Source organism: Pseudomonas sp. P867, from assembly GCF_019891455.1.
In the GTDB taxonomy this organism is placed as follows: domain Bacteria; phylum Pseudomonadota; class Gammaproteobacteria; order Pseudomonadales; family Pseudomonadaceae; genus Aquipseudomonas; species Aquipseudomonas synxantha_A.
Genome location: NZ_JAFLXB010000012.1, coordinates 179,824 through 199,784, shown reverse-complemented (window position 1 = coordinate 199,784; position 19,961 = coordinate 179,824). Strand labels below are relative to the sequence as shown.

At 60.9% G+C, this 19,961-nt stretch carries 17 protein-coding genes; 4 read left to right on the top strand and 13 right to left on the bottom strand.

The features are described from left to right. Nucleotides 1–110: 110 nt before the first annotated feature. From J1G33_RS21245 to J1G33_RS21205, 9 genes are all read right to left on the bottom strand, one after another. The gene (locus tag J1G33_RS21245) at nt 111–1,184 is read right to left on the bottom strand and encodes a class I SAM-dependent methyltransferase (protein WP_032876133.1); all 1,074 of its coding nucleotides are present in this window, start codon (nt 1,182–1,184) and stop codon (nt 111–113) included. A gap of 38 nt (nt 1,185–1,222) precedes the next feature. Continuing rightward, nucleotides 1,223–2,671 carry an adenylosuccinate lyase family protein gene (locus J1G33_RS21240; protein ID WP_032876135.1) on the bottom strand — a complete coding sequence of 483 codons (1,449 nt, stop codon included), beginning with the start codon at nt 2,669–2,671 and terminating at the stop codon, nt 1,223–1,225. Continuing rightward, on the bottom strand, nt 2,671–4,104 hold the full coding sequence (gene purB / locus J1G33_RS21235) for an adenylosuccinate lyase (protein WP_032876137.1): 1,434 nt from the start codon (nt 4,102–4,104) through the stop codon (nt 2,671–2,673). The genes J1G33_RS21240 and purB overlap by 1 nt, the downstream gene beginning before the upstream one ends. A gap of 29 nt (nt 4,105–4,133) precedes the next feature. Then, nucleotides 4,134–5,120 (bottom strand): HOASN domain-containing protein, encoded by a 987-nt coding sequence (locus tag J1G33_RS21230; RefSeq protein ID WP_005787772.1) that lies wholly within the window; start codon nt 5,118–5,120, stop codon nt 4,134–4,136. Nucleotides 5,121–5,157: 37 nt separating this feature from the next. Beyond that, complete coding sequence (locus tag J1G33_RS21225; protein ID WP_032876140.1) at nt 5,158–6,153, bottom strand: HOASN domain-containing protein; 996 nt, start codon at nt 6,151–6,153, stop codon at nt 5,158–5,160. Nucleotides 6,154–6,414: 261 nt separating this feature from the next. Then, nucleotides 6,415–7,866, bottom strand: coding sequence for an efflux transporter outer membrane subunit (locus J1G33_RS21220; protein ID WP_223018690.1), 1,452 nt, complete (start codon nt 7,864–7,866; stop codon nt 6,415–6,417). After that, nucleotides 7,863–11,039, bottom strand: coding sequence for an efflux RND transporter permease subunit (locus J1G33_RS21215; RefSeq protein ID WP_223018689.1), 3,177 nt, complete (start codon nt 11,037–11,039; stop codon nt 7,863–7,865). Before J1G33_RS21215 ends, J1G33_RS21220 begins: the two co-directional genes overlap by 4 nt. After that, on the bottom strand, nt 11,036–12,202 hold the full coding sequence (locus tag J1G33_RS21210) for an efflux RND transporter periplasmic adaptor subunit (protein WP_223018688.1): 1,167 nt from the start codon (nt 12,200–12,202) through the stop codon (nt 11,036–11,038). The genes J1G33_RS21215 and J1G33_RS21210 overlap by 4 nt, the downstream gene beginning before the upstream one ends. A 648-nt stretch (nt 12,203–12,850) precedes the next feature. Then, nucleotides 12,851–13,288 (bottom strand): DUF3995 domain-containing protein, encoded by a 438-nt coding sequence (locus J1G33_RS21205; protein WP_005787763.1) that lies wholly within the window; start codon nt 13,286–13,288, stop codon nt 12,851–12,853. A 93-nt stretch (nt 13,289–13,381) separates the two neighbouring features. On the opposite strand from J1G33_RS21205, the gene J1G33_RS21200 reads away from it, so the two are divergent. Next, a complete protein-coding gene (locus tag J1G33_RS21200; protein ID WP_078821145.1) occupies nt 13,382–13,771 on the top strand; it encodes a DUF2946 domain-containing protein in 390 nt (129 codons plus the stop codon). Nucleotides 13,772–13,865: 94 nt separating this feature from the next. Next, nucleotides 13,866–15,992 (top strand): TonB-dependent receptor, encoded by a 2,127-nt coding sequence (locus J1G33_RS21195; RefSeq protein ID WP_223018687.1) that lies wholly within the window; start codon nt 13,866–13,868, stop codon nt 15,990–15,992. A gap of 121 nt (nt 15,993–16,113) precedes the next feature. Here J1G33_RS21195 and J1G33_RS21190 read toward each other — a convergent pair whose 3' ends face one another. Further along, the gene (locus J1G33_RS21190) at nt 16,114–17,121 is read right to left on the bottom strand and encodes an ABC transporter substrate-binding protein (RefSeq protein ID WP_103734380.1); all 1,008 of its coding nucleotides are present in this window, start codon (nt 17,119–17,121) and stop codon (nt 16,114–16,116) included. A gap of 131 nt (nt 17,122–17,252) precedes the next feature. Further along, the gene (locus tag J1G33_RS21185) at nt 17,253–17,702 is read right to left on the bottom strand and encodes a hypothetical protein (RefSeq protein WP_177327419.1); all 450 of its coding nucleotides are present in this window, start codon (nt 17,700–17,702) and stop codon (nt 17,253–17,255) included. 780 nt (nt 17,703–18,482) lie between these two features. Here J1G33_RS21185 and J1G33_RS21180 point away from each other — a divergent pair. Next, nucleotides 18,483–18,713 carry a hypothetical protein gene (locus J1G33_RS21180; protein ID WP_005787750.1) on the top strand — a complete coding sequence of 77 codons (231 nt, stop codon included), beginning with the start codon at nt 18,483–18,485 and terminating at the stop codon, nt 18,711–18,713. A 71-nt stretch (nt 18,714–18,784) separates the two neighbouring features. Continuing rightward, nucleotides 18,785–19,021 carry a DUF2789 domain-containing protein gene (locus J1G33_RS21175; RefSeq protein WP_032876165.1) on the top strand — a complete coding sequence of 79 codons (237 nt, stop codon included), beginning with the start codon at nt 18,785–18,787 and terminating at the stop codon, nt 19,019–19,021. A 7-nt stretch (nt 19,022–19,028) separates the two neighbouring features. Here J1G33_RS21175 and J1G33_RS21170 read toward each other — a convergent pair whose 3' ends face one another. Continuing rightward, the gene (locus J1G33_RS21170) at nt 19,029–19,232 is read right to left on the bottom strand and encodes a hypothetical protein (RefSeq protein WP_005787746.1); all 204 of its coding nucleotides are present in this window, start codon (nt 19,230–19,232) and stop codon (nt 19,029–19,031) included. A gap of 200 nt (nt 19,233–19,432) precedes the next feature. Further along, the gene (locus J1G33_RS21165; protein ID WP_003191666.1) at nt 19,433–19,837 is read right to left on the bottom strand and encodes a TraR/DksA C4-type zinc finger protein; all 405 of its coding nucleotides are present in this window, start codon (nt 19,835–19,837) and stop codon (nt 19,433–19,435) included. Nucleotides 19,838–19,961 lie beyond the last annotated feature (124 nt).

Genomic DNA, 19,961 nt, shown 5'->3' with positions numbered 1-19,961 from the left:
GGCGAGGATTTTGTTACAAAGGGGCCATTAAATTGCCTTATTGCGCAATATTTCGGGAACGCTGCGCACCGTGGCGAGGGTGCAAGCGCCTTCGCCACAGCAAGTTCACATCAAGGCTTGAGTTCGAATAGCGCCGGCATCGGCGGCCACTCCGAGGGGACTTTGCGGAAATGGCTGAAACCGGCCGCCTGCGCCATCTGGCGCGCACGTTTCTCACCCATGAACGCTCCCAGCCCTTCCCCGCCATGGGACAGCGAGCAAGTCATGCAATAGAGGGTGCTCTGCGGGTACATGACGCGGCCGAACAGGTTCATGTTCTCGTGCAGCTCTTCGGACAGGTTGAGTTCTACCATCAGGTAGGTGCCGTCTTTGGCCGTGGCGGCGCGCAGGTCCTTGAGCATTTGCTGGGGGTCAGTAGCGTCGTGGATCACCACGAAAGTGGTCACGAAGTCGAACTGCTGGCCGCGCAGGGCATCCGAATCGTTGACCTCGAACTGCACCCGGTCGCCCACCCCGGCCGCCTCGGCGTTGGCGCGGGCCAACTCGATGGAAGGCAAGTGGAAATCGCAGCCGACGATGCGCGCCTCGGGGTAAGCCTTGGCCATAGTGATCGCCGCCAAGCCCGCGCCGCAGCCGAAATCCAGCACACTGCCGCCGGTTTTGAGCTTCTCTTCGACACCGTCCAGGGACGGGATCCAGTGCTGGACCAGGTAGTGCTTGTACCAAGGCATGGTCATGCGCTCCATGCCTTTCCAGGTTTCCAGCGGGAACGCTTCTTCGGCGCAGCCACCGCCATGGCGGAAGGCTTCGATGACTTTGGGCGCCATGCTTACGAACGGCACGCTCAACTGGATGATGCCACCGGCGAAATACGGCGAGTCTTCATCGGCGAGTACCGGCACAAATTCAGCGGGCATCCGGTAGCGGCGAGTTTGAGCGTCATAGGTCACATAATTTCCGGTGACCATACTGCCCAGCCATTCACGCAAGTAGCGGGCGTTGTAGCCGGTCTTGTGCGCCAATTGTTCCAAGGTGACGGCCTCGCCGTCGGCCAGTGCCTTGAACAAGCCCAACTGGTCGCCGATGTAGAGCATGGCGCCGCGCAGCGTGTTGCCGTAGTCCTCCATGATGCGCGCCGAAAACTGTTGAACCTTGGCTTGATCAACTTCCATAAGTTTGGACATCTGTCGCTCCTTGATGATTGTGTAAGTCTGTTCAGTGATCAACGCGCCGCCAGTTTGGACAGCACGTTATCGACGATGTGTTCGGACATGCCCAGGTGAGTTCTCGGCTCGAACAGTCGCGCCAAAGCGCCTGCATTCATGACGGCAAGCACCCGGGCGTCGGCTTCGATTGCGGCGCGGATCGACACGTGATCACGCTGGCTGGCCTGGGACACTTCAAAGATGATCTGGTAGGCGCTGCTCTTGCCCAACTTGCGCGCCATTTCGAACACCACGGCTTCGGTGCAGATCGCATCGCCGTAGGCATGGGCAGTGCCCTCCATCTTTTTGACGTTAACGGTGAGCCCATCGATGGTGTCGGTCAGGATCGACAGCGCCATCAGCGCATAGTGAGAAACGTCCGCCACCGCACACCATTCCAGGCGTGTGCCGCGATAATCGCGCTCGTGTTCGAGGATCATCGCGTCCAGGGCCAGCATGACCTGGGCCTTGGCCAGCCGCGCCAACACCACCACTTGCTCGCAGCCTTCGGGGTTGCGTTTGTGCGGCATGGTGCTGCTGCCGATCTGCTGGTCGCTCCAGCCCACTTCCACTTCAGCGATTTCCCAGCGATTGAGCGTGCGGATCTCATCGGCCACACGGGCCAAGGAGGCCGTGACCATGGCCAGGGTGCTGACGAACTCCGCGACGCGGTCACGGGACACGTGCCACCCCGTCAGCGGCACTTGCAGCGACAGGCGCTGCGCGAAGCGTTCCAGCATCGGTATCGCTTCCGGGCCGAACGCCGCCATGGTGCCAACCCCGCCGAACAGCTGCACTACCAGCACACGCTGACGCGCTTCGGCCAGGCGCTGGCGATGCCGCAACAGTTCATCGATCCAGCCGGCGACCTTCAGCCCGAAGGTGGTCGGCAATGCCGGGATCGAGTGAGTCCTGGCCACCATAAGCGAGTCACGGTGCGCATCGGCCAGGGTCGACAACTTGCCGAGCAAGGTCTCCAGGGCCTGGTCCATCGCGTCGAGGACGTCGCGCATTTCCAAGGACTGGGCGGTGTCCTGGATATCCTGGGTGGTGGCGCCGTAGTGAACGTACTCGCGGGCGCTTGGGCTGCAATTTTTTTGCAGGGCGCTCAGCAACGGCATCAGCGAATGGCCGGTGGCAGCCACGCCGTCGGCCAACTGACGCACATTGATGCCCGATAGCAAGGCGGCTTTCTCGATTTCAAGGGCGGCCTCGCGCGGGATGATATTCACATCGGCCTGAGCCATGGCCAGCGCGGCTTCCACATCCAGCCAGCGTTGCAAGCGACAGTGACTGCAGAAGATCTTGCGACTCTGCGGGCCGGCATAGCCTGAACCGTGGGTTTTCGAGTCGAGAATGTGGCTGTGTTCATGGCGGCATTGCTCGCCTTCATGATCGAGGCCCAGGTGTTCGGTGCGTGCGGTGCAAGACGCACGGGCTACCGTTTCCAACGTTTGCGCATCCATTACATACCCTCCATAGCGTACTGGGACTGACTGGTATTGCCTTGGGTTGCCATCACCGCTTCAAGGTCATCGCTTGAACAGCGGGGGATTGTTTTATTGGCCACCTGCTCGACCATCTCCGCCGCCAACCCGGTGTAGGCGGCCGGGTCAAGCAGGTCGTCGAGCGCCTGGCGGGTGAAACAGCCGTGCAGACGTTGATCGCTGAGCAAGGCTTCGCGAAAAGAACCGCCCGAACCTTGAGCCTGCAGGGCGATGTCGTGGATCAGGTGATGGGCCGTCTGCTTGCCCAGACGCGGCGCCAGCGCGAGCATGATGCGTTCCGACAGGATCAGCCCGCCGAGCATATCCAGGTTGCTGCGCATCCGTGCTTCGCGCACGTCCAGGCCGGCCAGCAGTACGCCTTCCATACGGGCGAGCAAGGCCCCGGCATAGATGAACAGCTCCGGCAAGGCAGCCCACTCAATCCGCCAGGTGGTGCCGTCTCGTTCATGCAGCTGGAATGCCGCGTCGGTGAGCGCAAGCATCTGCGCACGCACCAGGCGCGACAGCGCGCTGATCAAATCCACCGTCGACGGGTTTTGCTTGTGGGGCATGGTGCTGCTCCCCACCTGCCCTGCCCGTCGCCCTTCGCGCACCTCATCAATCTCGGTGCGTTGCAGGTGGTAGATCTCATTGGCAACCCGGCCCAGGGTTGCCGATGCCTGCACCAGCAACCACGCCGCCTCCAGAATGCGGTCGCGGGCGCTGTGCCAACTGCTCAACGGTGCCGCCAGGCCGAGGCTTTCCAGAGTCCGGCGCTGCACCTCCAGGCCCTGCGGGCCAAGACCGGCCAGGGTGCCCACGGCGCCGGTGAGATTGCCCACCATGACCCGGGCATAGGCTTCGTCAAAACGCTCAAGGTGTCGATCGATCTCATCGACCCACACTGCCACCTTGTAGCCGAACGTGGTGGGCAGCGCTTGTTGCCCGTGGGTCCTGGCGACCATCGCCGTGTGTTTGTGTCGCAGCGCAAGCTTGAGCAAATGCCCACGGATAGCGCGCAAACGCTGCAACACCAGGCCCCAGGCATCGCGGACCTGCAACATAAGGCCGGTGTCGAGGATGTCCTGGGTGGTCACGCCGTAGTGCACGTATTCACCCAGGCCATCGGCGCACAGGGCCTCCAGTGCGCGAAGGGTCGGCACCAGGATATGCCCGGTTTCCATGCTCTGGCGCCCCAGGGCATCAAGGTCCAGCAGTTCCACACTGGCGACCCGGGCGATTTCCCGCGCGGCCTCAGGGGGGATGATGCCCATCTGCGCCTGGGTCGCCGCCAGTGCTGTTTCAACATCGAGCCACTTCTGCACCTGATTGGCATCAGAGAAGATCGCGGCAAATTCCGGGGACGAGTAAGCGCCCCCGTGGATACGGGATTCAGTGATATGACTTGGCATGTCGGGGTACTCGCGTTGTCCAGGGAGGGCTATTTCACGCGCTGCATTTCTTCCCAGACCGCATCGTAATAAGCCCGCTCCAGCCGGAAGTGCTCGGCCAGCGACGTCAGAAACGCGTTCTGGAACCCGAGGTCCGGAATACGGCGTGAAATCAGCGCCCATTCACGCTTGGCCCGTGGCGGCACCAGGCTGATATGCACTTCGTAGTACTGCGCGTCGTCCTGGCTCAAGCCCGCGTTACGCAAAGCGTTGTACAGCTTGCCGTGATTGCCGGGCACCACCAGCTCGGTGATATAGAACACCGCCAGGCCCCAGCCGACATCGGGGTTACGGAAACACCGCGCGCGGTTGTTCAGGTAGGCGATTTCTTCGGGCATGGTCGAGATGGCTTCGAAATCGGCGGTCAGGCCAATGGCGGCGAGGAGCTTGGCCAACAACCGAGGGTGGGAGCGCTGCTCGTCCTCTTCGCCCAGTTCGCCGTACAGATAACGGCCGAGTGCGGCGGCCTCGTCGACGTCGGTCAGGTTGACCAACAGGTCGGCGGCATCACGGTACAGGCGGTAGGTGCGGAACCATTGATGGCGCAGAAATACCTGCAGTTGTTCGCGGGAAGCCTTGCCCTCAAACACATACTGCGACATCGGGTGATGCTCTCGCGATTGCGCGGCAATTTGTTCTTCCAGGCGTTGCTGGAAGCCGGTTTCGGACAAGGGCGATGCCAGATCCACCGACGGCATGAAGCGCTCTTGCACGCGATAGATGGCATTGGCCAGCCAGCGACGGGTCGAGGCGCTGGCAACGTCATCGCTGAGCGAAAGGATATACAGCAATTGCTGGCACTGCGCCGCGTTTGCGGCGTCGCCCTGCAAGCCCGACTCGCACAGGCCGCTCAGCATATTGGCGGCAATTTCGATGCGATTGAACGTTGCCTCGGGCTTCAGCGCTTCGGCCAACAAGCGGGCTTCGGCGGTGTGGATATTCTGCAACTGCGGCTGCGAGAAATTACGTGGGCTCATCATGTGCTCCATTATTGTTGTTCTGCGATCACAGGGCTCAGGCAGACAGGCGCAGTGCCTGCATCTGCTGCCACAAACTGTCGAAGTAGGCCTTGTTGATTTCGAAGTGACGTTTCAACGCACGCATGAACGTGCGCTGGAAGCCTTCATCGCCGGCGAACTTGGCAATCAGTGCCCACATCTCCTCGGTATCGATCTCATCCTGGGTGCCATGCAGGCGATGGAATTCACTGGGTTGCTGTGGAACATCCAGACGTTGCAACAGCTCGTAGATGCGCCGATGGTTGACGCAACTGACTGACTCCACCGCATAGAGCAGTGCAAGGCCCCAGGCGACATCGGTGTGGCGCACGCAGCGAATGCGATTATTGAGGTAGGCCTTTTCCAACGGATGCAGCGCAGGAAAATCGATCGCCAGCGCTATATCGAAATATTCCATCAGATGGGCCAGCATCGCCGGGTGCGAACGCTCCGGCGTCTCGGCACCCGCTTCACCGTAAAGGTTGCGGTAGAACACCGAGGCGTCTTCGATCGCTTCAAAGCGAAAGGCCAGTTCGGCCAGCAGGCTGTAAAAGTTGTAGGAGCGGGTCCAGTGATGCTCCAGGAAGAACCGCACATCTTGCACAGGCGGCGTACCCTGGAACAGGTGCACCGACATGGGGTGGTTGACCCGGCTGCGAGCGGCGATTTCAGCGTCGACCAGCTGTCGGAACTCATCCACCGGCAACGCGGTGAAGCCCGGCAGGTCAACGGCGAACTCATCTTCGGCGCGGTAGACCTCACTGGCCATCCAACGGCGGGTCGGCTCAGTGCGTGGATCGCCCGGAATGTGCAGTTGCAGCAGGGCTGCCTGGTAGTGGGCGTAGGCATCGGCATCCCCCGACAAGCCTTGCCGGGTCAGCGCGAGCAGTGCTTCCAGCGCGCGGGTGACCTGGGCGTAGTGGGCGCCGGGTTCCAGGGCACTGGCCATCAGTGTCGAGGCCGTGGTGAACAGGTCGGAATCCGAGCGTTGTAACAGGGCAGCAGTATCCATTGATAACCCCTCGATTCTTGTTTTTGTGATTTGGCGTACTCGAAGAAAAGGCTAAAGGTTCCTCTAGTGGCAAGGTCAATACCTGTAGGAAATTTCTTTTCCCAATGGACATTTACCTGGCGTGTGGAGAGCAAAATGTGGGAGGGGGCTTGCTCCCGATGGCAGTGGGTCAGTGCCAGATGTACTGACTGACCCGCCGCCATCGGGAGCAAGCCCCCTCCCACATTTGCACTGCCGTGCTGTGTTTTTGCTCGGCTGTGGCTAACGCAGCGCCGCAGCCCCACTGCAAGCCTGCCCCGCCTGTTCACAAATCTGCCAGCCACCGCCCAGCGCCTTGTAGATCCCCACCACCGCCAAGCGCTGCTGGGTGCGCGCCGCCGTTAACGCACGGCGGCTGGTGAAGTCGGCACGTTCGGCCTCAAGCACATCCAGATACATGCCCTCGCCTTCGGCAAATCGCGTGCGCGCAAACCTGGCCGCCTCGCGATTGGCCGCCGCCTCCAGCAGCCGCAGGCCCAAGGTGCTGCCCGCGGCACTGTTGGCCTGGAACGCATCGTCGGTTTCCTGCAGGGCACGCAATACGGTCTGGTCATAGGCGATCAAGGCCGCTTGGGTACGCGCCTCGCTGGCGGCGATCCGTGCGCGTACACGCCCGGTGTCCAGCAGCGACCAGCGAATCACCGGGGCGATAACGTTCGACTGCATGCCTGCATCACCCAGGGAGCCGAGGCTTCCGGCCAGTAGTCCGATGGAGCCCTGCACCTGGATATCCGGATACAGGCCGGCGGTTTCCACGCCTATTTGTGCAGTCTCGGCTGCCAGCGTGCGCTCGGCCGCAGCGATATCGGCGCGCCGGGCCAACAAGCCGGCCGGGTCGCCGACTTGCAGGGTACGCAGGCTCAAGGCCTCACGGCCGGGCTTGGCCGCAGGCGGATTGAACCCCTGCGGCGCCTGCCCCAGTAGCACGGCCAGCGCGTTGGTGGAGGTTGCGCGTCGCCGTTCAAGGTCGGGCGCTACCGCCTCGACATTGCGCAGCAAGGCCTCGGCGCGCAGCCGGTCGAACTCGGTGGCGGCGCCGACGCTGACCAGATGTTCCACCAGGCCTAGGCTGTCGCGCTGGCTCTGGCTGATATCCGCGACCACCGCCTGTTCAGCTTCGATCCCTTGCAGTTCGAACCAGGTGGCCGCGACGGTGGCGGCGACGCTCGCCTGCACACTGCGCAGCAATGCCTGGCGCGACCCCGCCTGCGCTTGCGCTGCCTCTACCGAGCGGCGGACGCGCCCAAACAGGTCGATTTCCCAGGCCGCATCCAGCGCCGCGCGGGTGGTTTCGATTGAGCGTTCCTGGCCCAGCGGCGTCTCGACTTCACTGCGCCGTCGGTGCTCATAACCGAGGGCGGCACCGCCACTGGGCAGAAACCCTTGGCGGCTCTCGCGCAGCATCGCCTTGGCTTCATCCAGGCGTACGGCGGCGATGCCGATGTCGTGGTTGGCCGCCAGCGCCTGCTGGATCAATTGGCTGAGTGCCGGCTCGTCGAACACTTGCCACCACTGCACCTCGCCCTCACCGCTGCCCAGACCTGCAACGGGCGCACCGAAGCTTGCCGGCCTATGCGCGGCGGGCAGCACCGGCGCGGAATAGTCAGGCCCAACCGCAGCGCAGCCGGCCACCAGCAGCAACGGCAACATAAAGAGTGGAAAAGACCGTTTCATGATGCGCGCTCCTCCAGCTGCAACTTCGGACTCGAACCCTGACGCTGCAAGCGCAGCGCCAGGCTGCGCATCACCACGTAGAACACCGGCGTGAGGAACAGGCCGAACAGCGTCACGCCCAACATCCCGGCAAACACTGCAACCCCCATGGCATGACGCATTTCGGCCCCGGCGCCACTGGCCAATACCAGCGGTACCACGCCGGCGATGAATGCAAGCGACGTCATCAGGATCGGCCGCAAGCGCAGTTGGCACGCGTGGACAACCGCCTCCAACGGGCTCGCACCTTCGGCTTCGAGGCTGCGGGCAAACTCGACGATCAGAATGGCGTTCTTCGCCGCAAGCCCCACCAGCACCACCAACCCGATCTGCACGAACACGTTGTTGTCACCGTCCACCAGCCACACGCCGATGATCGCGCTGAGCAAGCACATGGGCACGATCAGCAAGACCGCCAGAGGCAACAGCCAACTGTTGTACTGCGCGGCGAGGATCAGGTACGCCAGCAACACACACAGCGGGAAAATAAACAGCGCCGATGATCCGGCGAGTTTTTGCTGGTAGGTCAAATCCGTCCATTCATAGGTCACGCCTTCGGGCAGTACCTCCTGCGCCAACCGCTCCATCAGCGCAACAGCTTGCCCCGAGCTGACCCCAGGCATCGCCCCACCGGAGATATCCGCCGAAGGGTAGCCGTTGTAGTGAATCACCCGGTCCGGGCCGGAACCCGGTGTGACGGTGACAAACGCCGACAACGGCAACATGTTCCCGGCCGCATTGCGCACTTGCAGGCGGCCGATGGCTTCGGCCTGCATACGATGGTCGGCATCAGCCTGGGCGGTCACCTTGTAGGTCCGGCCGAAACGGTTGAAGTCGTTGACATACAGCGACCCGAGATAGACCTGCAAAGACTCGAACACATCCGCCAGACGCACGCCCTGGCTCTTGACCTGGGTGCGATCGATGTCGACGTTCAACTGCGGTGCGTTGACGTCCAGGCTGGTCATCAATCCGGCGACCTGGCCCGACTCAGTGGCTTTGGTCATCAATACCTGGGTCTGCTGCACCAATGCCTCAAGCCCAACCCCGCCACGGTCCTCGACCTGTAACTTAAAGCCACCGGTCACCCCAAGGCCGGGCACCGGCGGCGGCGGGAATACGCCGAGGAATCCGTCAGGGATGCTCGCGAACTTGGCTTGCAGGCGCCCGGCGATGGCAACCGCGGTCATATCGGGCGAGGTTCGTTCCTTGAATGGATCGAGCATGACGAACATCACCGCAGCATTCGGCACATTGACGAAGCCGTTGACCGATAACCCCGGGAACGCCACGACGCTTTCGACGCCCGGTTCATCCAGGGCGATCTTCGACATCTGCCGCACCACCGCATCGGTACGGTCCAGCGAGGCCGAATTGGGCAATTGGGCGATACCCACCAGATAGTACTTGTCTTGCATCGGCACAAAGCCCGCCGGTACAGCGTTGAAGCCGAACCAGGTCAGCGCCAGTAATGCGCTGTAGGCGACCAGCGCCACCCCGCGGCGGCCGACGACCTTGCGCACCGAGTTGCCATACGCCTGCGGCGCCCGCTGGAACGGTCGGCTCAGCACCTGCACCCAATGCGCAGCACGACCGCGCAGGCTGCGCGGGTCGTGCGCCACGGCGGCGCTGCGCGGGCGCAGCAACAGGCCGGCCAGCGCCGGACTCAGGGTCAACGAGTTGACCGCCGAGAGGATCGTGGAAATCGCGATGGTCAGCGCAAATTGCCGGTAGAACTCACCCTGCAGGCCACTGAGAAACGCGGTGGGAATAAACACCGCCGCCAGCACCGAGGTAATGGCGATGATCGGGCCGGTGACCTCCCCCATTGCCTTGCGCGCTGCCTCGGTGGGCTCCTTGCCGTTCTCGATATGCCGCTCGACGTTCTCGACCACCACGATGGCATCGTCGACCACGATGCCGATCGACAACACCAGCCCGAACAACGACAAGGTATTGAGGGAAAACCCCATCAGATGCATGACCGCGAAGGTGCCAATGATCGACACCGGCACAGCCATCAACGGGATCAGCGATGCGCGCCAGTTACGCAGGAACACCACCACCACGATGACCACCAGCAGGATCGCTTCCATCAGCGTGATGGCGACTGACTCCAGCGAAGCGCGCACAAACACGGTCGGGTCGTAGGCTATCCGCGACACCAGCCCTTCGGGGAAGTTGGCCTGCAGGCGCTGCATGGTGTCACGCACCGCCTGCGCTACATCGAGCGCATTGGCCCCTGGGCTCTGGATGATCTGCAAAGCCACGGCCGGCTCGCCATCCAACAGGCTGCGCAGCGCATAGGCATCGGCGCCCATCTCGATACGGGCCACATCGCGCAGGCGCGTGACCTGGCCGTTATCGCCGGTGCGGATGATGATGTCGCCGAACTGCGCTTCGTCCGTCAGGCGCCCGAGAGTGTTGACCGTGACTTGGAAAGCCGCATTGGAATCAGATGACTGGCCGACCGAGCCGGCTGCCACTTGCACGTTCTGCTCGCGTACGGCGCCGATCACATCACCGGCGGTCAAGCCACGGGCAGCGATCAGGTCCGGGTCGAGCCACAGCCTCATGCTGTATTCACCGGCGCCCCACACCAGCACGTCGTTGATCCCCGGTATGCGCGACAGCTCATCGCGCACCTGCAAGTAGGCGTAGTTGGAGATGTACAGCGGGTCATAACGTTGGTCGGGAGACAGCAGGTGGACCACCATGAGGATGTCCGGCGAGGTCTTCTGCGTGACCACACCGAGACGCTGCACCTCTTCGGGCAAACGCGGCAACGCACGCGAGACGCGGTTTTGCACCTGGATCTGCGCCATGTCGGCATTGGTGCCCTGGGCGAAGGTCGCCGTCAGGATCATGCGGCCATCGGTGGCCGACTGTGAGGTCATGTAGAGCATGCCCTCAACGCCGGTGATCACCTGTTCCAGTGGCGCCGCCACCGTCTCGGCAATCACTTGCGGGTTGGCCCCAGGATAATTCGCGGTGACTTGCACAGTGGGTGGCGTGACCGCGGGGTATTCGCTCAGCGGCAGGTGGAAGAAGGCGACAAGGCCGCCGATCATCATCAACACCGACAGGACGATGGCGAAGATGGGCCGATCAATAAAGAACCGTGGAAAGCTCATTGCACGCCTCCCACAGTCAGCGGTGCCTCAAGCGGCTTGCCCTCGATGCTGGCGGCCAGCGGCGTCACCGTCATGCCCGGGCGCACCAGCCCTTTGACGACAATGCGCTCGCCCGGTTGCAGGCCCTGTTCAATCACCCGCAGGCCGTCAGCCATCGGGCCCAATTCGACCGGGCGGTATTGGGTCTTGTCGCCGTCACCGACCACCAGCACATAGCGCCGGCCCTGGTCGGTGCCGATGGAATGGTCGGCAATCAACACCCGCGTTTGTGCCGCGCCGGTGTCCAGCTTGACCTTGGCGAACAGCCCGGGGGTCAGGCGCCCGTCCGGGTTTTCGACCACCGCACGCACGCGCACGGTGCCGGTCTTGCGGTCGGCTGCGTTGGCCAGAAAGTCCACCCGCCCGGCCCGCGCATAGGTCGCATCATTGAGCATCGCCACCATTACCTGGGCAGCTTTGTCCCCCTTCGATCCGGCGTGTTCACGGGTCGCTGCCAACGAGTGCAGATAGGTGCGCTCGTCGACATCGAAGTACACATGCAACGGATCGACCGAAACGATCGTCGTCAACGGCGTCTCCCCTCGGGTGACATAGTTGCCTTCGGTGACGAGGGCACGATCGATGCGGCCGCTGATGGGCGCGGTGACGCGTGTGTAGCTCAGGTCCAGCTGTGCCGTATCCAATGCCGCCTTCGCCGCCTCGACCTGGGCCCTGCCGGCATTCAAGGAGGCAATGGCGGTGTCGAGGCGATCACGCGCCACCACCTTCTTGGCGAACAGTTGCTCGGCTCGGCCATGCTCGGCCTGGGCCAGCAACGCATTGGCCTCGGCCTCGCGCAAACGCGCCTTGGCAGCGTTCAACGCGGCCTGAAATCCCCGCGGGTCAATCACAAACAACGGGCTGCCCTTGGTGACGAACTGGCCTTCGGGCACGCTGACACTTTGCAGATAACCACTGACACGCGGGCGCAGTTCGACCTGCTCAATGGCGGTCAACGAACCGGTGTACTCGACAAACGGCGTCACCGCTCGCGCCACCACTTCGGCCACCGGCACGCTGGGCGGCTTGGCGGCAGCGGCCGGCGGCGCGTTGTCTGTGCATCCGCCCAGCGTCAACACCACGGCCATTGCCCCGGTGATCAGGCTTATTGGTTTGGCGTACATCGTTCACCCTCCTTGGAATTTTCAAGACAAATCGACACTGGAGGTTTTTATCGGGCTTGCCACATTGGGAAGGTCAAGCGCTATAAAACCGGGAGGGTGTGTTTTTGTCTGGAGGGTGTTTTGAGTGGGGATTGGATGCGCAGGTCAAGCGCTACCGGCGCTATAGCCACTTTGATGTGGCTAACCACGATGCGAAGCGAGCCGCTCTTGATCTTGATCTGCTTTTGATCTTAGGCGCCCCGTCAAACCACGCTGGCCGTAATCCGACAGGGATTTGGGGGGTAAACCGGCAGGGATGCCGGTTTAGCCGCCCCGCGCCATGGATGGCGCGTGGCGGCGCCCCCCCAAATCCATGGCGGATTACGGGCACACCGAGCCTAAGCGAGGTGCCGAGTGGTGGGGCAAGAGCGTTTTGCTTACTTTTGCGCTTTTCAAAAGTGAGCCGCCGTAAGGGCGGAACCAATAGCAGCCGTTACCTGAATAACGGATATGTACTCGGTCTGATCCAGCATCCTGGTCGGCCCTGAGGCCGCCATCGGGAGCAAGCCCCCTCCCACATTTGGATCTCGATTTGTCAGGTAGATATGTGCTGGCTGTCCGACCGTCACGAGAGCAAGCTCCCTAGCCACAGGTATGGCGCCGAGACCATCAGGTCCACGCCACCACCAACAACCCGGCACCCAACACCAGGCACAACGGCGAGTACAGGTACGTATCCAGGCGTGCAAACCGAGAGTTGCCGACCTTCTTGAAAAAACCTACCAGCTCCGAATCGCCAATCGCCCGGGCAAACATCAGCACCGCAATCGCACTGATGCCCCACTGCAACGCGCCATGGGACACCGGCGAGAAATACAGCCCGGCGCGCAGGCAAACCAGCAAGGCAATCGCTACCAGCCCCATCGCGACCAGAAAGGTGCCCAGCGCCGACGGCTTGAACGCCGGTCGCGGCCCGCTGGCAAATTCGCCAGGCAGTTGCGGAATCGCCGCCAGGCTGCCGAATTTGCCGCCAGCCGCCCAGTAAAGATGCACCATGCTGATAAAGGTAAAAACCCCGACAATCCATCGCGCAATGACAAAACTCATGGCGGACGCTCCCGAAAAATGTGGGAATCAGGATAGTCGCCCTGAGATTTTTTGCAGGCATTTCGTCGGCGGCTGATGTTAAAGTGCCGCCCCATGAAACTCGCCCGTGCCGACCGCTCGCTCATTGCCTGGATGCTCTACTGCTGCGTCCTGTTCAATGTATTCGCCTGCAGCATTGGTCATGGGCAGATGGTGGGGATGCAGCTCAACGGCATCAGCGGCCAGTTCTGTACGGTGGACCCGCGCACCCAGGCGCCCCTGCCCAGCAATTCCACGGATGAAAGTCTGCCAACCCTGTCGAAGGCCTTTGGTTGCCCGCTGTGTTCTACCGGCGGCATGGGGCCTGCGCTCAACTCCCATCTGAATGTGGCGGTACTGCCACAACCCCATGCGCCACCTGCTGCGGTGGTGCTCGCCGCGGATATTCCTGCCCGTTTCACCTGGCCCACGGCTAACCCGCGTGCGCCACCTGCCTTCGCCTGATCCCTGCGCTTTCTGATCTGCATTGCCGACCGTTTCCGAGAGGAAGGACCGGTGGCTGTGCGTTGTTTTCAAGCCAAGTTTTCAGGATTCAACCATGAAACATCTACCCCTGTTGGCGGGCCTGTTCGGCTGCCTGCCCGTTTGCGCCTGCGCCCTTGAGTTGGCGCCGACCACCATTGAAGGTGATCAAAACATTGAGCCCGGCCTGGCTCTGGATCAATCCAGCGGCATGGCCTCGCGCCTGGGCCTGAGCGTGCGGGAAACCCCGGCCTCGGTGGCCATTGCCAACCGCAACGATATCGAGCGCCGTGGCGCCAGGACCTTTCGCGAGGCGGCCAATACCCTGCCCGGCGTCAACGCCAGCGCGCCGCCCGGGTTTGGTGGTTTTGTCTCGTACCGCGGGTTTACCAGCAGCCAGATTACCCAGATGTTCAACGGCATCAATGTCGCCACAGGCCTGGCGCGGCCGGTGGATGCGTGGATCTACGACCGTGTGGAACTGGTCGGCGGCCCCTCCTCCCTGATCAACGGCGCCGGCTCCGTGGGCGGCTCGCTCAATTACGTGACCAAGTTGGCGACCCGTGAAGAACAGGCCGCAGAAGGCCAACTGACCTACGGCAGCTACGACACCGCCGGTATGGCCTTCGGCCTTAATCACGCGCTGACCGAGCCCGGCGCCGATGTGCAGCATTACGCGCGACTGGATGTGAGCCGCAACACCAACCACAGCCACATTGACCGCGCTCAACGGGATGCCTGGAGCGTGGCGTTTTCCCTGCTCAGCGACCTCACGCCCAACCTGTCCCACACCCTGGCCCTGGAATATCAGGATGAGCATGAAGACAGCCCGTATTGGGGCACACCGGTGCTCAATCCCAAGGCCGGCGAACTGAAGATCGACAAGCACAACCGCTTCAACAACTACAACGTCGCCGACGGACGTTATGAGCAGCGTACAATCTGGGCCCGCTCGATCATCGATTATCGGATCAACGACAGCACCACGCTGAAAAATACCCTCTACCACCTCGACAGCCAGCGCGATTACCGCAACCTGGAGACCTACCAGTACAACGCCGACAACAGCGCCGTTAACCGCTCCACGGCCTATCAGGTGCGGCATCAGGGCGAACAGAACGGCAACCAGTTTGAACTGCGCCATGACACCGGCGTGTTCGGCCTCTCCACCACTTGGTCTGGCGGTTTTGAGTACAAGATCAACAGCACCACCAACAGCCCCTTGAACGTATCGGGTCAAAGTACCGTCGACCCGAACAACTACAACCCGGGACACTTCTATGACATCCCCGGCACCCGACCGGGCTTCATCAAGGACAAGACCAACCAGGTCACCACCAAGGCACTGTTCGTGGAAAACCGCCTGGGGCTCACGGACAAGCTGTCACTGCTGACCGGCCTGCGTTATGACGCCATCGACCTGGACGTGACCAACCACCGCACAATCACCGCTACCAACCCTCGGCACTTCAAGCGCAGTTGGGAGCCAGTAACCGGCCGTGTGGGGCTTACCTATCAGTTTGTTCCGTCGGCCAACGTCTATGTGCAATACAGCACCGCCGTCGAACAGCCCAATACCACCACCCAGGTGTTCGACGTATCCACCGGCAAGCAGTGGGAGATCGGCAGCAAGTTCGATTACCTGGACGGTCGCGGCTCGGCAACGGTCGCCGTCTACAAGATCGAACGCGAAGACTTTGCCGTCACTGACCCACAGGACCCCACCAACAGCATCCCGGTGGGCGCGCAGTCGTCCAAGGGTATCGAACTGGCCAGCTCACTGCGCATCACGCCAAGGCTGCTGGCCGAAGGCAACTTTGCCTGGGTGGATGCCGAGTACGATGAATTCAATGACAAAGTTGCCAGCGGCGCCGTGGTATCGCGCAAAGGCAATACGCCGACCAATGTGCCCAAGCGCGTGGGCAACCTGTGGTTGACCTACGACTTCTCAGAGGATTGGCAAGGGGGGGTGGATGCGCGCTATGTCGACCAGGTGTATGCCGATTATGCCAACACCCAGACAGTGCCGGCTTACACGCTGTTCGGTACGTTCCTGCGCTACAAGCTGGACGCCCGCACCTCGGTGACCGCGCGCGTGCGCAACTTGACCAATGAGGTGTATGCCGAGTTTGCCCATGTGTCGCCGGCGTATTACCTGGGTTCGCCGAGAACGTTTGAGGTAGCGGTGCAAACCAAGTTCTGAGCCTGAAATGCAGTCAACTGTGGGAGGGGGCTTGCTCCCGATAGTGGTGGTTCAGTCAATGCATATGCAAGCTGATACACCGCTATCGGGAGCAAGCCCCCTCCCACATTAAGACTATCGGTTACTTGAGACTCGCCTCAACCTTCTGGGCTACATCCGGCGTCAACCACGCCTTCCACACCTCAGGGTGCTCCTTGAGGAACGTCTGGGCCACGTCCCGTGGCGCGGTGTGGTTTTCGCTCATCTTCGCCAGGGCCTTGTTAAGCGGCTCGATGGGGAACTCGACTTTTTCGAAGAACTGGGTGATCTGCGGATATTGCTGCTGGAACGGCGTCGATACGCCAATGCTCAATTTGGATGCCAGCGAGCGCGTAGGCTTGGGGTCAGTGTTGTCCGCGTCGGTCAGGGTCTTCCATGCATCGGCATCAAACGGCGGTTCTTCCAGCTGGATCAATTTATAGCGCCCCATCAACGGGGTGGGTGACCAGTAATAGAACAGCACCGGCTTGCCCCGGCGGATCGACGAGGCAATCTCGGCATCCAGCGCTGCGCCCGAGCCGCTGCGGAAGTTCACATAAGTGTCGTCCAGGCCATAGGCCTTGAGCTTCTGTTTGTTGACCACTTCGGACGTCCAGCCGATGGGGCTGTTGAGAAAGCGCCCCTTGCCCGGGGATTCCGGGTCTTTGAATACATCCTTGTAGCGCGCCAGGTCCTGTACGCTCTTCAGGTCCGGCGCCAGGGCCTTGAGGTTTCTGGACGGGTCGCCCTTGACCACGTATTCCGGCACCCACCAGCCTTCAGTGGCGCCTTTGACCGTGTCTCCAAGCCCTACCACTTTGCCTTCGGCTTCAGCCTTGACCCAAACAGGGCTGCGGCCCGCCCACTCTTCGCCGATCACCTGGATGTCGTTCTTGGCCAGGGCGGTTTCCAGGGTGATGGTGGTGCCAGGCAAGGTGTCGGTGGGCAAGTCATAACCCTTTTCGACGATAAAGCGCAGTACTTCGGTGATCAGGCTGCCGCTTTCCCAGTTGAGGTCGGCAAAATGCACCGGTGCCTGAGCAGCCGATACCGGCAGTGACAAACTCAGGGCCGTCAGTGACGCTGCCACCAGTGACTTCAATCCTCTCATGCCTTTGCACCTCGCGTTCTCTCAGTCATGGCAAACGGCTTTGCCGCTAATGCGCGAAGCCTCTGAATAGTTAAGTCAACTCAACTGTAGTAGAGGTTCCGAAAGACAAAGGTGCACAGCGTATTTATCGGTTATTCGCTGGCCTTGAACGTCACCAGTTCACCCTTGCGCCACTTGGCGGCCTTGCCCGTCACGGCCTTGAGGGTTTTGGTCAGCCCTTCCTGCAATTGTTCATGGGCGGCAAATACCAGCATCACGCTATGGCCTTCCTTGAACACAATGCCCTGGCCTTCGTTCGACGATACAAAGGCGTAGTCGCCGAGGCCGTAAACGGTCAACTTGATATCGCGAAACTTGAGTTCGAACTTTCCACCTTCGCGGCTGGGTAAAACAGCCGCACGGAAATGGTCGCCCACCTTAAGTTCCAGGCGTGGCTTGTCATCCACGACCAGTGCCGCTTCGGTATCGATCTCGGCGATGTAGATGCCTTCCGGCGTCTGTTCAGTGACGTAGACAAACCGGGATTGAAACTGTTTGACCAACTTTGCGCGCAAATCACCCAGCACGAATAACGCGTGCATATCCAGATTACTGACTGCCAAGGAAACGCCCCCACATCAAGAAAGCGCTGGCCGCCGAAGCGGGCAGCACAAAAAAACGGCCGTTACGGCACGATCACACATTCGTCAAAAACCTGAAGATAACCCGCAGGACTCGTACACCCAGCCGCGGTGGACCTAAAGCAAGGTCAGCCGGTGGCACAGCAAATCACAGGTTCAACGACCCGAGAATACGAGTCGACCAACTTCAGAGAATAACCCAGTCAAAAGTGCACTTTCCGACACCCGAAACAAAAAATACACGGGCATGGAACCAGTTGCGAACTACCGACGACAATACTAAAACAGCAAGCCGGGTCAAAACCACCCGAAACGCCAAACACAGGCTAACAAGATCGATCGACAGGAGCTGAGCATGCAACGACGTCAACACAATGCTACGTCCTTCCACACTCGTTCATCATGTCCAGACGAACGCCAATACTACTGCTTGCATAACCTTGATGGGTACTCCCATTCGGTTATTTACCAAGTGGTACCGGCCGGAAAGAACTTTTTCCACATTCTTGAAGTGCCCAGTGGCAGGATCAAGGGGTTTCGCAGCGACCACAATAAAGCCTGTGAATTGGCCAAAATGCTTGAAGCCAGGCTGCATGCCCTTTGCGGGGGACTCGTTTCGTCACCTGGGTGACTTTACTGCGCCTGCGCCCCTCAACAACTGCCATACTGGCCCGTCCATTGAAGTTTGCCCCGTGCGGGTCAGGTTTCATCAGTGCAGTTACCTTGAAGGGAAGGCTATACGTGACGGAATTTGATATTGGCGAATTTTTTATCCACGGCGATGCCAGGGAAGTAGACGGAGAGTTTCAAGCAGTCATTATCATGCGGGCCAAACCACCGCTGACCACTGTGACCGCGCACCAAGTAGAAAAAGACCGTTGGTTCAAGACTGTAGACGCCGCTGCCTTTGCAGCAAAAGAAGCCGCAAAAGCCCTGAAAACCGCCGTGGATTCGGGTGCTCTCAATTCCTGACACCTCGATAGAACTCTAACGCGCCTCAAGCCTCCCATACACAACGATCCTCACTTTGTATGGAGTACCCAATGGACGCGCCAATCCCCACGCTCGAAACCCTGTTTGAACAACTGGGCCTGGATTCAACCCCTGAGGCCATTGATGCCTTCATCGTCGCGCATCCGTTGCCGGAAGGCGTGAAGTTGATCGATGCGCCGTTCTGGACGCCTCAACAGGCGCAGTTTCTTAAGGAAGAACTGCGTGAAGACGCTGAGTGGGCCATCCCGGTGGATGAGTTGAATCAGCGCCTGCATCAATCTCACTAGCACGGTCTCAATGCAGGCTGTCTGACTGTTCCATGCGCAACAGCGCTTGCCAGGCAGCCTGACACTCCTGCGCCTCATCGCGACTGGCAAAAGCGGTGCCGCGCTGTTCACCATTGAGCAACACTACCCAGCAGGCTTTCTGACCCAAGGCACGCAGGGTCTCAGGTACACCGCTGCCGATCATCACGGCCACATCGACTTTGTTTTGCATGGAAGTTCTCCGTAGCATTAGTTAGCTGCCTAACAATGTTGGCCATGCTACGGTTTTATTCCAGTTGGAAAAAGCTATCCTGGGAATAGCTTCATTGCATAAACAGCAACAATCCATCGCGCCAGACGCGGGCCGGATGATCTCGGGAGGTTGTTGCAGACGGGGCAGCCAGCTCACTGGCAGGCCCCCCATTCAGCACATCAGGCTTGACGCTGATGCTTGTCGATCTGCTCGTGGCGCTCTTGGGCTTCGATGCAGTACTTGGTGGTCGGGCTGATCAGCAGGCGCTTGAGGCCGATCGGCTCGCCGCTGTCATCACACCAGCCAAAAGAATCTTCCTTGATGCGCTCCAGGGCGCGCTCAAGTTGCGGCAGCATACGCTGGTCGCGGTCGATGGCATTTACCAGCCAGGTGCGCTCTTCTTCGACGGAAGCCGCGTCAGCCGGGTCCGCCGGGGTGTCCAGGCTTTCAATGGCGATGCGGTTCTGTTCAATGCGCTCGTGGTGTTCCACCTTCATGTCTTGCAGCAACTTCTCGAAAAAAGCGTGCTGTTCGGCATTCATGTAGTCATCCGCCGGCATGGCCAGCAACTTTTCCTTTGTCATTGATTTCTCTATAAAAAATACGTGCATTAAGGCGAATAAGGGAGCGTTCCGCAAGGCCTGTGCAGGTCTCGGAAGGGCGCCGTCCATTTCAAGCGCCACCCGGCACTCAATTTACGAGGGGCGG

Bases quoted from the DNA above. Each gene is read 5' to 3' on its own strand.
- J1G33_RS21245 (WP_032876133.1), bottom strand. From the start codon at position 1,184: ATGTCCAAACTTATGGAAGTTGATCAAGCCAAGGTTCAACAGTTTTCG.
- J1G33_RS21240 (WP_032876135.1), bottom strand. From the start codon at position 2,671: ATGGATGCGCAAACGTTGGAAACGGTAGCCCGTGCGTCTTGCACCGCA.
- purB (WP_032876137.1), bottom strand. From the start codon at position 4,104: ATGCCAAGTCATATCACTGAATCCCGTATCCACGGGGGCGCTTACTCG.
- J1G33_RS21230 (WP_005787772.1), bottom strand. From the start codon at position 5,120: ATGAGCCCACGTAATTTCTCGCAGCCGCAGTTGCAGAATATCCACACC.
- J1G33_RS21225 (WP_032876140.1), bottom strand. From the start codon at position 6,153: ATGGATACTGCTGCCCTGTTACAACGCTCGGATTCCGACCTGTTCACC.
- J1G33_RS21220 (WP_223018690.1), bottom strand. From the start codon at position 7,866: ATGAAACGGTCTTTTCCACTCTTTATGTTGCCGTTGCTGCTGGTGGCC.
- J1G33_RS21215 (WP_223018689.1), bottom strand. From the start codon at position 11,039: ATGAGCTTTCCACGGTTCTTTATTGATCGGCCCATCTTCGCCATCGTC.
- J1G33_RS21210 (WP_223018688.1), bottom strand. From the start codon at position 12,202: ATGTACGCCAAACCAATAAGCCTGATCACCGGGGCAATGGCCGTGGTG.
- J1G33_RS21205 (WP_005787763.1), bottom strand. From the start codon at position 13,288: ATGAGTTTTGTCATTGCGCGATGGATTGTCGGGGTTTTTACCTTTATC.
- J1G33_RS21200 (WP_078821145.1), top strand. From the start codon at position 13,382: ATGAAACTCGCCCGTGCCGACCGCTCGCTCATTGCCTGGATGCTCTAC.
- J1G33_RS21195 (WP_223018687.1), top strand. From the start codon at position 13,866: ATGAAACATCTACCCCTGTTGGCGGGCCTGTTCGGCTGCCTGCCCGTT.
- J1G33_RS21190 (WP_103734380.1), bottom strand. From the start codon at position 17,121: ATGAGAGGATTGAAGTCACTGGTGGCAGCGTCACTGACGGCCCTGAGT.
- J1G33_RS21185 (WP_177327419.1), bottom strand. From the start codon at position 17,702: ATGCACGCGTTATTCGTGCTGGGTGATTTGCGCGCAAAGTTGGTCAAA.
- J1G33_RS21175 (WP_032876165.1), top strand. From the start codon at position 18,785: ATGGACGCGCCAATCCCCACGCTCGAAACCCTGTTTGAACAACTGGGC.
- J1G33_RS21170 (WP_005787746.1), bottom strand. From the start codon at position 19,232: ATGCAAAACAAAGTCGATGTGGCCGTGATGATCGGCAGCGGTGTACCT.
- J1G33_RS21165 (WP_003191666.1), bottom strand. From the start codon at position 19,837: ATGACAAAGGAAAAGTTGCTGGCCATGCCGGCGGATGACTACATGAAT.